Annotated in this window: 12 protein-coding genes; 1 reads left to right on the forward strand and 11 read right to left on the reverse strand. The window is 72.0% G+C overall.

The window, feature by feature from the left end:
• Positions 1–137 precede the first annotated feature (137 nt).
• Genes ABD437_RS22145 through uraD form a run of 4 tightly spaced genes read right to left on the reverse strand, consistent with a single transcriptional unit; the run spans position 138 to position 3,107 of the window.
• The gene (locus ABD437_RS22145) at positions 138–1,484 is read right to left on the reverse strand and encodes an 8-oxoguanine deaminase (RefSeq protein WP_344650813.1); all 1,347 of its coding nucleotides are present in this window, start codon (positions 1,482–1,484) and stop codon (positions 138–140) included.
• Complete coding sequence (pucL, locus tag ABD437_RS22150) at positions 1,481–2,305, reverse strand: factor-independent urate hydroxylase (RefSeq protein ID WP_344650814.1); 825 nt, start codon at positions 2,303–2,305, stop codon at positions 1,481–1,483. The genes ABD437_RS22145 and pucL overlap by 4 nt, the downstream gene beginning before the upstream one ends.
• A gap of 2 nt (positions 2,306–2,307) precedes the next feature.
• Entirely contained in the window at positions 2,308–2,619 is a 312-nt protein-coding gene (gene uraH, locus ABD437_RS22155) for a hydroxyisourate hydrolase (RefSeq protein ID WP_344650815.1), read from the reverse strand.
• The gene (gene uraD, locus ABD437_RS22160) at positions 2,616–3,107 is read right to left on the reverse strand and encodes a 2-oxo-4-hydroxy-4-carboxy-5-ureidoimidazoline decarboxylase (protein ID WP_344650816.1); all 492 of its coding nucleotides are present in this window, start codon (positions 3,105–3,107) and stop codon (positions 2,616–2,618) included. The genes uraH and uraD overlap by 4 nt, the downstream gene beginning before the upstream one ends.
• A 145-nt stretch (positions 3,108–3,252) precedes the next feature.
• Here uraD and ABD437_RS22165 point away from each other — a divergent pair, with 145 nt between their 5' ends.
• Entirely contained in the window at positions 3,253–4,704 is a 1,452-nt protein-coding gene (locus ABD437_RS22165) for a PucR family transcriptional regulator (protein ID WP_344650817.1), read from the forward strand.
• On the opposite strand, the gene ABD437_RS22170 is transcribed toward ABD437_RS22165, so the two are convergent.
• The 7 genes from ABD437_RS22170 to ABD437_RS22200 form a co-directional block, all read right to left on the reverse strand.
• Positions 4,701–5,186 carry a DinB family protein gene (locus ABD437_RS22170; RefSeq protein WP_344650818.1) on the reverse strand — a complete coding sequence of 162 codons (486 nt, stop codon included), beginning with the start codon at positions 5,184–5,186 and terminating at the stop codon, positions 4,701–4,703. The genes ABD437_RS22165 and ABD437_RS22170 overlap by 4 nt on opposite strands.
• Positions 5,152–6,240, reverse strand: a complete 1,089-nt coding sequence (alc, locus tag ABD437_RS22175) for an allantoicase (protein ID WP_425558203.1) — start codon at positions 6,238–6,240, stop codon at positions 5,152–5,154. The genes ABD437_RS22170 and alc overlap by 35 nt, the downstream gene beginning before the upstream one ends.
• Complete coding sequence (gene allB / locus ABD437_RS22180) at positions 6,237–7,565, reverse strand: allantoinase AllB (protein WP_344651004.1); 1,329 nt, start codon at positions 7,563–7,565, stop codon at positions 6,237–6,239. Before allB ends, alc begins: the two co-directional genes overlap by 4 nt.
• 57 nt (positions 7,566–7,622) lie before the next feature.
• Positions 7,623–8,849 carry a DUF6986 family protein gene (locus ABD437_RS22185; protein WP_344650819.1) on the reverse strand — a complete coding sequence of 409 codons (1,227 nt, stop codon included), beginning with the start codon at positions 8,847–8,849 and terminating at the stop codon, positions 7,623–7,625.
• Positions 8,850–10,397: a malate synthase A gene (gene aceB, locus ABD437_RS22190; RefSeq protein WP_425558214.1), complete on the reverse strand. Its 1,548-nt coding sequence runs from the start codon at positions 10,395–10,397 to the stop codon at positions 8,850–8,852.
• A 127-nt stretch (positions 10,398–10,524) separates the two neighbouring features.
• On the reverse strand, positions 10,525–11,070 hold the full coding sequence (locus tag ABD437_RS22195; RefSeq protein WP_344650821.1) for a TetR/AcrR family transcriptional regulator: 546 nt from the start codon (positions 11,068–11,070) through the stop codon (positions 10,525–10,527).
• Positions 11,071–11,087: 17 nt separating this feature from the next.
• A complete protein-coding gene (locus ABD437_RS22200; protein WP_344650822.1) occupies positions 11,088–12,296 on the reverse strand; it encodes an acyl-CoA dehydrogenase family protein in 1,209 nt (402 codons plus the stop codon).
• Positions 12,297–12,416: the final 120 nt, after the last annotated feature.

Raw genomic sequence — 12,416 nt, forward strand, 5'->3', positions numbered from 1 at the left:
CCGCACGGAGCCCGCGGGCCGCACGGAGCCCGCGGGCCGCACGGAGCCCGCGGGCCACGACGAGCCCGCGGGCCACGACGAGCCCGCGGGCTACGACGAGCCCGCGGGCTACGACGAGCCCGCGGGCTACGGGGGTGTCAGCGGGCCGCTAGCGCCTGGGCCGCTGAGCGCAACGCGCGGCCTGCGGCTTCGACGTCGAGGGTCTGCAGCCGGTCGTCGCGGACGATCTCGCGACCCTCGACGTAGAGCCGCGCCAGCGGCGGCGGCGACGCGTAGACCAGGGCGTCGACCGGGTCGACGATGTCGGAGTGGAACGGACCGTCCACTCGCCACAGCGCGAGATCGGCCCGCTTCCCGACCTCGAGCGACCCGATCTCGTCCGCCCGCCCCAGGCACCGGGCTCCGCCGATCGTCGCGATGCGTAGCGTGTCGCGGGCGGTGAGCCCGGACGGTCCGTACCGCAGCCGAGCGGCGAACAGCGCCTGGCGCAGCTCGTCGGAGAGCCCGCCGTTCTCCTGCGAGGCCGCCCCGTCGACACCCAGCCCGAGCGGCCCGCCCGCGGCGACCAGCGCCGCGACCGGCGCGATGCCCGACCCGAGCCGGGCGTTGGAGCTCGGGCAGTGCGCCACCCCGGTGCCCGCTCCGGCCACCGTGGCGACGTCGGCGTCGGACAGGTGCACCCCGTGGGCGAGCCAGACGTCGGGGCCGAGCCAGTCCACGTCGGCCAGGTACTCGACCGGCGTCATCCCGAACTTGTCGCGGCAGTACTCGTCCTCGTCGTGCGTCTCCGCGAGGTGCGTGTGCAACCGGATGCCCAGCTGCCGGGCCTGCGCGGCCGACTCGCGCATGAGGTCGCGGGTCACCGAGAACGGCGAGCACGGCGCGGCCGCGATGCGCACCATCGCCCCGGGCGACGGGTCGTGCCACTGCGCGACCGCGGCGTCGACCGCGGCCAGGATCTCCTCCAGCGGCTGCACGACCGAGTCGGGCGGCAACCCGCCGTCCTTCTCGCTCAGATCCATCGAGCCGCGTGTCGGGTGGAACCGGAGCCCGACCTCGGCCGCGGCCGCGATGGTGGCGCCGAGCACGTCGCCGCCGGCGGCCGGGAACACGTAGTGGTGATCGGTGGAGGTGGTGCACCCGGTCAGCGCCAGCCGCGCCAGCCCGGCCCGGGCCGCCGCGCCCACGGTGGCCTCGGTGATGCCCGCCCAGATCGGGTAGAGCGTCGTGAGCCAGGTGAACAGCCCGTCGTCGACCGAGACCGCCCTGGTGGCCCACTGGTACAGGTGATGGTGGGTGTTGACCAGGCCGGGAGTGGCCAGGCACCCGGCGGCGTCCACCCGGTCGGCGCCGGCGATCGCGGGGGCCGGACCGGAACCGACGGCCACGATGACGCCGTCGGACACCACGACGTGCCCGCGGGAGTACTCGGTGCCGGCCGCGTCGACGGTGGCGACCGCGCAGCCGTCGATCACGGTGGTCATCGGCGCACCGTGCCCTCGATCAGCCCGTACGGCTCGGTGGGCGCGACGTACACCTGGTCGGGGTTGTCGAGGCCGAACGGCGTCAGGTCGACGAGGTTGTGGTGCTTGTTCGGGAGCGAGAGCCGGATCTCCGCCACCGACGGGGCCTCGGCGAGCACCCGCGAGCCCATGGCGAACAGCGTCTGCTGCAGCGAGTAGCTGTAGGTCCCGGCGAACGCGGCCAGCAGGGCCTCGCGCGCCGCGGTGTAGGCCGCACCCCAGTCCACCTCGGCGGACGAGTGGTCCCACCAGGCCTCCACCGAGGTGGCGAGCATCCGCTCGGTGGTCTCCGGGAGCGTCGTGTACGCGTCGCGCGGGAAGCCGTGGAACTCCGAATCGGTAGTGTTCAGCACGGTGAGGTCACCCAGCCCGGAGGAGACCTCCGCCCCGTCCTCGGTGACCACGACCCGGGCGCGACGCGTCTCCGCCCCGGACCGCGCGAACGAGTGCGGCCCGAACCGCTCCCACCGGTGCTGTTCGATCGTGAGCTGCGCGCGGTGGATCGACGCCTGGGTGGACACGAAGTGCTGCCCGAGCCGCAGCCCGAACGCCTCCGGCTCGCCGACACCGAACTCGCGGGCGAACGCGTACACGGTGTTCTTCTGCGTGTCGGTGGCCAGCACCGCGCTGTTGTCGCCGGTGAGGTGCGTGCCCTCGAGATCACCGGAGAGCGCGCTGGCGACCGTGAGGTCGGTGACGACGTGCCGATCGCCGGACCGGTCGACGCTCACCAACCGCACCCCGGCCTTGCCGTACTGGTTCGGCCCGAGCGTGAACGCCATGGTCAGCTCCCTCGGTAGGTGGAGTAGGCGAACGGGGAGAGCAGCAGCGGGACGTGGTGGTGCGCCTCGGCGTCGACTATCTCGAACACCACCGACACTTCCGGATAGAACGTGCGCTGACCTCGCGCGGAGAACCACTCCCCGGTGGCGAACACGAGCCGGTGCACCCCGGGCGCGGTGTCGCCGAAGGCGGAGATCCGCCCGTCGGCGTCGGTCTCCCGGGTGACGACCGTGTCACCGGCGTGCCAGATGACCCGCAGGCCGGTGGCCGGTCGGCCGTGCACCGCGTCCAGGACGTGCGTCGAGAGGCTCATGAGAACAGCTTCGCCAGGCGCAGCCGGGTGATCGCCGCGAGCTCGCCGCGCACCACGTCGTGTTCGTGCGCCGGGTCGTTGTCCAGCCGGTCCTGCAGGATGCCCAGCAGCTCCTCGGCCGACCGGCCCGACGCGCACACCAGGTACACGTGCCCGAAGCGGGCCTCGTAGGCGGCGTTGCCGTCGGCCAGCGCGGCCAGCACCTCCCGGTCGGCGTCGGCGACCCCGGCCTGCTCGCCCTGCGACCATCTCTTCTCGGTGGTGACCGCGACCTTCGGCCGGTCGCCGATCCGCGGGTGCGCGGCCAGGGCTTCCTCGACGTCGGCCCAGCTCAGGTCCTTCACCACCGGGTCCGACGCGGCGATCAGCGCGTCCAGGTCGGGGTACGGACGCCCCGCGACCACCGCCTTCGCCCAGGCCGTCGACGCGCAGCAGGGGTGCAGGAGCGCCGCGGCCGTCTCGGCGTCGGCGTCGTTGAAGGCGTCCACGCTGGTCAACGGTGCCCCCTAGTCGTGTGGTACGCGTGTGGCGAACTCTGCCATCTTTGGCGGCCGGCGCGACAGACGGGCGCGCTCCAACCCGCGCGAGCTGGGCGTCGGGGAGCTTGTAGGTTCCTCCAAGGAGGTGCGGCCGGTGCTGTTGGGGGACCTGCTCGGAACCGATGACCTGGGGCTGCGGCCGCTGGTCCTGCCGGCGGGCGCCGACAGCCGGGCGATCGTCGACGTCTACACGACCGACCTGCCCGACCCGGGCCGGTACCTGGCCGGTGGTGAGCTGGTGCTCACCGGGTTGGTGTGGTGGTCGCCGGACGCCGTCGAAGCGTTCGTGGACGCGGTCGTGACCAGCGGAGCGACGGCGCTCGGCGCCGGGGAGGCGGCCCGCGGCGGTGTCCCGGACGAGCTGGTCGAGCAGTGCCGCACGCGTGGGCTGCCGCTGTTCGCGGTGCCGGCGTCGGTGTCGTTCGCCGAGATCACGCGGCGGGTGCTGGCCGAAGGCCGACCCTCCCGCCCGGTCGGTCGGCGGTTGCTGGCGGTGCTCGCGGGGCGCGCGGGGCTGAACCGCCTGCTCGACGTCGCCGCGGCCGAGCTCGGCGAACCGTGCGCGGTGCTGAGCCCGGTGGCCGGGGTCATCGCGGGCGCGCCGCCGCCCGAGCAGACCGCACTGACCAGGGCGTTCCTCGCCGCACCGCGGCTTCCGGCCGCGGTCGGGCCGATCCGGCTGCTCTCCGCCGACGCCCCCGACCGGCACCGCACGGTCAGCTGGTTCGTGGCGTGCCCCGCCGAGCCCGGGAACGCCGACGCGACCGCGCTCGCCGAGGAACTGGCCGGCCTGGTCGCGCTGGAACGAGCCCGGGTCGACGCCGGGCGGCGGGCCGAGCGACGCCTGGCCGACCAGGTGCTGCGTGCGCTGACCGCGGGCCAGGACGTGTCGGCCGAGCTGCGGGTGGCCGGCATCACCCCCGGTACCCCGGTGACCGTGCTGGTCAGCGCGGGCAGAGCCACCGCGCTCGTCGACGAGATCCTGCGCACCGCCGTGCCCGACCCGGTCGTCGGTCACCGGGACGGGGCCACGCTCGCCGTCGTGCCCCGGGCCGGTGACCGGCTGGCCGACGTGCTGAGGGCCGGGTTCGCGGCCGTCCGGCCCGGCCTCGGCGACCTGCGGCTACCGACCGGGCTGAGCGGCCCGGTGCCGGCCGGGCCCGCGCTGTTCGCCGCGCTGGAGGAAGCCCGGCACGCCGCCGGACTGGCCGCCGCGCGCGCCGAACCCGCCGCCGTCGTCACCGCGGACGAGATCGACTCGCACATGCTGCTGCTGGGCAGCGTCCCGGACGAGGTGCGTCGCGCCTACCGCAACCGGGTGCTCGGCCCGGTGCTCGCCTACGACAGCGCGCACGACGCCGAGCTGGTGGCCACGCTCACCGCGTTCCTCGACCACGCCGGCTCGTGGAGCCGCTGCGCCGAGGTGCTCCACCTGCACGTGAACACGGTCAGGTACCGGATCGCCAAGGTGGAGCAACTGACGAACCGGAACCTGAGCCGTCTCGACGACCGGGTCGATCTGTTCCTGGCGCTGCGCCTGGGTTAGCGCCCGGTGGACCCGTCGATGTGCTCACGCGAGATGTCCGCGTGGCCGGCGTGCCGCGCGGTCTCCTCGATCATGTGCACGATCACCCACCGCAGTGACATCCGGTGGTTGCGGTGCTCCTCCGCGCACGGCACGTCGAAGTTCGGCGCGGCCTCGATCAACCGGTCGGACTCCTTCCAGGCCTCCCGGTAGTCGTCGACCAGCTGGTCGACGGTCACGTCGGCGGCGACGTCCCAGCTGTGCCGGTCCCACTCGGCGCCGGGCTCACCGGCCCAGACGTGCCGGAACCAGTAGCGCTCGGAGACGGTCAGATGCTTGAGCAACCCCGCGAGGGTCCACCCGGACGGCGTGATCGTGCGCCGGGCGTCCTCCTCGGACAGGTCTTCGACTTTGCGGACGATGGATTGCCGGAGGTAGGCGAGGAACGAGAGCAGAGTCGTACGTTCGTCACCGACGATGAAGGGAGCCCTGCGGTCCGTCATGGAACTCATTGTGAGGTGCAACCGGCCGGTGAATGGTGTGTTTCCCGCAGGTGTCGTCGAGCCCGTTCCGGAGTGCCTCGGGTAGGCCCGCCCGCCAGCGCGACACCAGCGATTCCCACCCGTCGGACGTCAGTTCCCCGAACGCACGCACCCGGGCGAGCCCGCCGTCGGGGAACACGTCCACCCGCAGGTGCGTGGCCCGGATCGACGGGTCGACGGCGAACCAGTGCGGTGTGTCCGGCAACAGCGGACGCCGCTCCAGCAGCTCGGTCCAGCCCTGGTCGCCGGAGGGGGAGTCCGCGGCACGCACCCGCACCGCCCCCGGCGCGTTGCCCACGAAATGCGTCGTGTCGACGACCAGCTGCCGGACGTGGCCCGGGCCGGCGAGCCGGATCAGCAGCCAGTCGTTGCCCTCGCCGCGGCGGCGCCGGGTCTCCCAGCCCTGCCCCATGGTCTGGGCCTGGCCGGGCAGCAGCACGTTGTCGGCGGGGGAGTAGAAGCGGTTGCTGCAGTCCTCGACCCGGCCGCCGTTCTCCAGTGCGGCCAGGTCCAGCGGGAGACCGGCCAGCCGCCGGGGGTCGGGCACGACGTCGCCGAGCACCCGCAGCCGGGCCACCCCGCCGTCCGGGGCGATGTTCAGCCGCACGTGCGTCACCAGCGGCCCTTCGGGCACGTCGAACGTGTTGGCCGAGTCGCCGGCCAGCGGCAACCGGCCGGTGAGCGGCGTCCAGCCGTCGTCGTCGAGAGCCGAATATCCGTTCGCGTACCGGCCTTCGAGCCAGCACTCCTCGGGGTAGTTCCCAGTGAAGTGCGCGGTGTCGACGACCACCTGACGCACGAACCCCGGCGCGCCGAGCCGCACCACCGCCCAGTCGTGCCCGGGCGAGCGCCGGCGGCGCGTCTCCCACCCGTCGTAGATCTGTCCCTTGTGGCCGAACGTGGCCGGCCGGAAGAGCGGGACGTCCGGCCGGATCAGGTTCTCCTTCTCCGCGAACGTCTCGTCGTTCGCCGCGATCACGGCACCGCCGAGCGAACGCACCGCCAGATCGATCACGCGTTCCCCCTGGTCAGAAGCTGCCCGGTCGGCTCCGAGCCGGACACCCGGCGACCCCGCAACCAGGTCTCGCGCACGAGTCCGGCGAGCGGACGGAACGCGTAGGGCGTCACCGGATGCTTGTGGTGCAGCCGGGCCGGGTCGACGACCCGCCCGGCGTCGGGCTCGAACACCGCGAAGTCGGCGTCGTAGCCCAGCGCGATCCGGCCCTTGTGCCGGAGGCCGGCGATCTCGGCCGGCCGCTGCGCCATCCACCGGGCCACGTCGGCGAGCGTGAACCCGCGCGTGCGCGCCTCCGACCAGATCGCCGACAGGCCCACCTCGACCGACGCGATGCCGCCCCACGCCACCCCGAAGTCACCGATGTCGAAGCGCTTCAGGTCGGGCGTGCAGGGGGAATGGTCGGAGACGATGCAGTCGATGACGCCGCTGCGCAGCCCCTCCCACAGCAGCTCGCGGTTGCTCGCCTCCCGGATCGGGGGGCAGCACTTGTACTGGGTCGCGCCGTCGGGCACCGCTTCCGCGGTGAAGCTCAGGTAGTGCGGGCAGGTCTCCGCGGTGATCCGGACGCCGTCCCGGCGGGCCGAGACCAGCATCGGCAACGCGTCCGAACTGCTCAGGTGCAGGATGTGGACGCGGGCGCCGGTCCACCGGGCCAGCTCGATCACCTGGGCGATCGCCACGTTCTCGGCGCCGCGGGGACGGCTGGCGAGGAAGTCGGCGTACCGCTCGCCGTGCGCGGTGGGGGCCCGGTCGATGGCCTGGGAATCTTCCGCGTGGACGATCAGCAGGGCGTCGAACGAGTGCAGTGCTTTCAGTGCTTCTTCCAGCTGCGTGGCGTCGACCGGTGGGAACTCGTCGACACCGGAGTGCAGCAGGAAGCACTTGAACCCGAACACGCCGTTGTCGTGCAGCCCACGCAGGTCGGGGCCGTTGCCCGGCACGACGCCACCCCAGAACCCGACGTCGCAGTACACCTGACCGGCCGCGGCCTTGCGTTTGACCTCCAGCGCGGCCGCGTCCGTCGTCGGCGGAATGCTGTTCAACGGCATGTCGACGATCGTGGTGACGCCACCGGCGATCGCGGCGCGGGTGGCCGAGGCGAAGCCTTCCCACTCGGTGCGGCCCGGCTCGTTGACGTGCACGTGCGTGTCGACGACGCCGGGCAGGAGCACGTGCTCGTCGGGGAGCGTGTGCTCCTCGGCCGCGCCGAGATCGGCGTCGAACGGCTCGATCGCGACGATCCGGCCCCCGGCCACGCCGATCGCCCGGTCCACCTCGCCGGTCGCGGTCACCACCCGCCGCGCGCGGATCACCACATCCAACACCGGGCCACCTTCTTTCTGGTGCTGTGGAAACCGGCCGCGCTGCCGGGGAGTGCGTTACGAGCGGGGGCGCGACAGTTGCCGGAGCGCCGGGACGTCGAGCGGGACCTCGTCCTCGGTGAACGCGCCGCAGTCGAGGCCGCGGAGGATCACCGCCGAGAGCGCCCGGGCGGTCGCGGGCTCGTCGACCACGCTGCCGCCCTCGGAGGAGCGGCCGAGGTAGGTGGTCAGGCGGGTGACCGCGGCCGGCAGCGCGTCGCGGAAGAAGACATAGGTGGCCAGGTAGCGCGTCACCAGGTGGCCGGGGTGCATGTCCCAGCCCTGGTAGTAGGCCCGCTCCAGGGAGCGGCGCACCAGCCGGGCGTGGTTCGCCCAGGCCGCGTGCACCTCGTCGGCGGTTCCGGTCGGCATCACGTTCGTCGAACCGTCCACCGCCGGCACCCCGGCCTGCACCGCGGCCAGCAGCATCACGGCCTTCGCGTGATCGGCGACCGGATGTTCCAGCGTCTGGAACGCGGCCGCGACGCCGAGCGCGGCGCTGTAGTCGTAGGTGCCGTAATGCACCCCGGCGCACCGCGGGCCCGCCGCCCGCACCAGGTTCGCGACGGTCGCGACCCCGTCGGGCCCCTGGATCGCGCTCGGCAGCTCGATCTGCAGCTCGAGCTTCACGCTTCCGGCGGTGAGGTGGTGGTCCGTCTCGATCGCGTCGAGTACCGACAGCATCGCCTCGACCTGCGCGACCGACGACACCTTCGGCAGCGTGACGACGAACGCCCCGGGGATCTCCGGGCCGTCGGTCAGCGCCCCCACCAGCAGGTCCAGGGTCCGGACACCCCGGCGCCGGTCCCGGGCCTCCATCGACTTCACCCGCAGCCCCAGCGTGAACGGGGCACCGTCCCGGCCGGCCAGCGCGGCGACCGCCTGGCCGGCCTTCTGGGCGTCGGCGTCCTCGTCGGCGTCGGGCCGGTAGCCGTACCCGTCCTCGAAGTCGACACGCAGGTCCTCGATCGGCTCGGCCGCGAGCTTGACCCGCACCCGGGGCAGCGCGCCGGCCACGGCCTCGGCCGGCAGCCCGAACGCGTCCGGGCTCGACCCGTGCTCGTCGAGCAGCGTCAGCGCCTCGGTGCCCCAGCGTGCGGGCAACCCGGCCGTGAACCGGTCCGCGGGCACGTACACGGTGTGCACGGGCTGGCGGCCGGGCGGGGTGCGCTCGTGCTGGGTCTTCAGGGCGTCGTCGGTGTCGGCCAGCCGGGTGTCGAGCTCGTCGAGCAGGTCGTCGAGCATCTAGCGCACCAGCGCGTAGGCGGGCAGGGTCAGGAAGTCGACGAAGTCGTCGGCCAGCGCGACCTGCTCGAACAGCGTGCGTGCCTGGTCGTACCCCTCGCCGAGCTTCGCCACCTCCTCGTCGAGGATGCGGCGCACGAGCGACTCGGTGACCGCGTCGCCGGTGTCGAGGATCGTGCCCTGGTGGATCCACTGCCAGACCTGCGAGCGGGAGATCTCCGCGGTGGCGGCGTCCTCCATCAGGTTGTTGATCGCGACCGCGCCGAGCCCGCCGAGCCACGCCTTGAGGTACTGCAGCGCCACCGAGACGTTCGACCGGACGCCGTCCTCGGTGACCTCACCCGGGGTGTTGGCCACGTCGAGCAGGTCGCTGGCGGCCACGTGGACGTCGGGGCGCAGGCGGTCGACCTGGTTCGGCTTGTCCTTCAGCACGGCGTCGAAGGAGTCCTTGCAGACCGGGACCAGGTCCGGGTGGGCGACCCACGACCCGTCGAAGCCGTCGCCGGCCTCGCGGTCCTTGTCGGCCTTGACCTGGGCGAGTGCCTTCTCGTTCACCTCGGGGTCACGCCGGCTCGGGATGAACGCCGCCATCCCGCCCATCGCGAACGCGCCCCGCTTGTGACAGGTGGCCACCAGCAGCTCGGTGTAGGCACGCATGAACGGCGCGGTCATCGTCACCTTGGCCCGGTCGGGCAGGACGAACTCCGGCCCGGCGTCCCGGAAGTTCTTGATGACGCTGAACAGGTAGTCCCACCGGCCCGCGTTCAGCCCGGACGCGTGCTCGCGCAGCTCGAAGAGGATCTCCTCCATCTCGAACGCGGCGGTGATCGTCTCGATCAGCACGGTGGCGCGGACGGAGTTGCCGAGCCCGAGCGCGGCCTCGGAGCGGGTGAAGATCTCGTTCCAGAGCCGCGCCTCGAGGTGGCTCTCGGTCTTCGGCAGGTAGAAGTAGGGGCCGCTGCCGCGGGCGAGCAGCTCCTTCGCGTTGTGGAAGAAGTACAGGCCGAAGTCGACGATGGCGCCGGCGACCGGCTTGCCGTCGACCGTGATGTGCTCCTCGTCGAGGTGCCAGCCGCGCGGACGGGTGACGACGACCGCGAGATCGTCGCCCAGTTCGTACTTCTTGCCGTTGCTCTCGAAGCGAAGTTCGCGACGGGTGGCGCGGTACAGCGAAACCTGGCCGCCGATCACGTTGTCCCAGTGCGGGGTGTTCGCGTCCTCGAGGTCGGCCAGCCACACCTTCGCGCCCGAGTTCAGCGCGTTGATCGTCATCTTCGGGTCGGTGGGGCCGGTGATCTCCACCCGCCGGTCCTGCAGGTCCGCCGGAGCCGGCGCGACCTTCCAGTTCGAGTCGTCCCGGACGGTCGCGGTCTCGGCGAGGAAGTCGAGCTTGCCGGTGCGCGCGATCTCGGCCCGACGCTCTTTTCTGCGCGCCAGCAGTTCGTTGCGGCGAGCGCCGAACGTTCGGTGCAGATCAGCCAGGAACTCCAGCGCTTCGGGCGAGAGGATGGTCTCCGCTCCGTCGACCGTTGTGGGGGTGGTTTCCACGCCGCTCACGCTGAGCCTCCTAGGGTTTCGCCGTCGGTAACACCGTAAGCGGGGTCTACCCCGGAAGGACAAGGTGCGAAGCAGATATATCCACCGGGCTGCGTGCCGGTGGGTGTTGGAGGTTCCTCTAGGGGTGGCGCAGGCCGTCGTCGAGCACGCGCGCCCAGGGGGCATCGACCTCGGCGGCGTCCATCGTGACGACGATCGAGCAGAGCGCGCCGTTGGCGAAGAACGTCTGCACGGCTTTCGCGTCGGCGCCGGACGCGCGGCACGCGTACTCGACGAGCATCGCGTAGCCCTCGCGCACCGCTCGTTTGATCTCGGGCACCGAGACCGCCGCGCACTGGGCGTGCATCTGGAGCAGCAGGAGGTCCTGGTCGGCGATCAGCTCCGCGTAGGAGCCGCCCATCGAGTAGAGGATCGCGTCGGGGGAGTCGCCGGTGGCGCCGTCCTGGAAGCTCTCGAGGATGCGCTGGAACCCCCGCCCGACCACGGCCGCGAACAGCGTCTGCTTGTCGGGGAACAGGCGGTAGAGGTAGGCCTGCGAGATGCCCGCGGCTTTCGCGACCTCGACGGTGGTCGTGCCGAAGTAGCCCTTGGCCGCGAACGCACCGATCGCGGTGCCGAGGACCGTCTCACGCCGATCCTCGGCCGTCGACAGGGTGCGTGCCATGTGAGTAGTTAACCACACTATCGAATGCGTGCTCCGGAAATCGCCCGCGCGATGACCAGGCGCTGGATCTCGCTCGTGCCCTCGAAGATCGTGTAGATCTTCGAGTCGCGGTACATGCGCTCCACCGGGTGCTCCCGGCTGTACCCGGCGCCGCCGAGCAGCTGCACCGCCCGCTCGGTGGCCCACACCGCGACCTCGCCCGCCTTGAGCTTGGACATCGAGCCCTCACCGGCGCCGAATTCCTTGCCGGTGCGCCCCATCCACGCGGCCCGCCACACCAGCAGCCGGGCGGCGTCGATCTCCATCTTCATGTCGGCCAGCGCGAACGCGACGGCCTGGTTCTCGATGATCGGGCGGCCCCAGGTCTCCCGGCCCTTCGCGTACTCGAGCGCGTACTCGTACGCGGCCCTGGCGATGCCGATCGCCTGCGCACCCACGGTGGGCCGGCTCACCTCGAACGTCCGCAGCGCGGCCTGCCCCTTGCTGCCCACGCCCTCGCGGGCCCGGGCCAGCTTCTCGTCGAGCTTCTCCTTCGGCCCGAGCAGGCAGCTGCCCGGGATGCGGACGTCGTCGAGGAACAGGTCGGCGGTGTGCGAGGCCTTCAGGCCCAGCTTCTTGACCTTTCGGGCAGTGCTGAGCCCTTTCGTGCCGGGCGGGATGACAAAACCGGCCTGGCCCCGCGAGCCGAGGGACGGGTCGACCGAGGCGATGACGACGTGCACGTTCGCGATGCCGCCGTTGGTGATCCAGGCCTTCGCGCCGTTGAGCACCCACTCGTCGGTGGCCTCGTCGTACCGGGCGCGCGTCTTCATGCCCGACACGTCGGAGCCGGCCTCGGCCTCGGACACCGCGAACGCGCCGAGCTTCGGGTCGGCCTCGTCGCCGAAGCACTGCGGCACCCATTCGGCCAGCTGGTCCGGCGTTCCGGACGCGAAGATGCCGGCCACCGCCAGCGTCGTGCCGAAGATCGACATCGCGATCCCGGCGTCGCCCCAGAACAGCTCCTCGTTGACGATCGGCAGCGACAGCCCGCTCTCGTCGCCCCACCAGGTGGCCAGCGACTCGAAGCCGTAGAGGCCGATCTTCGCGGCCTCCTGGATCACCGGCCAGGGAGTCTCTTCCCGCTCGTCCCACTCGTGCCCGGCCGGGCGGACGACGTCTTTCGCGAACCCGTGCACCCACTCACGGAGATCGTCTTGCTCTTCAGAGAGGTCAAGGCTGAACATCGCGTCCTCGTTCTGACCGGGAAGGATTACTCAGTAGTAAACTTACTCGCGAGTAGATTACTGATCCGATAGGTAGGCTGCAACCGTGACCGGCCCCTCCAGACGTCTTCCCCGACGGGT

The organism is Cryptosporangium japonicum, assembly GCF_039524755.1.
Lineage (GTDB): Bacteria > Actinomycetota > Actinomycetes > Mycobacteriales > Cryptosporangiaceae > Cryptosporangium > Cryptosporangium japonicum.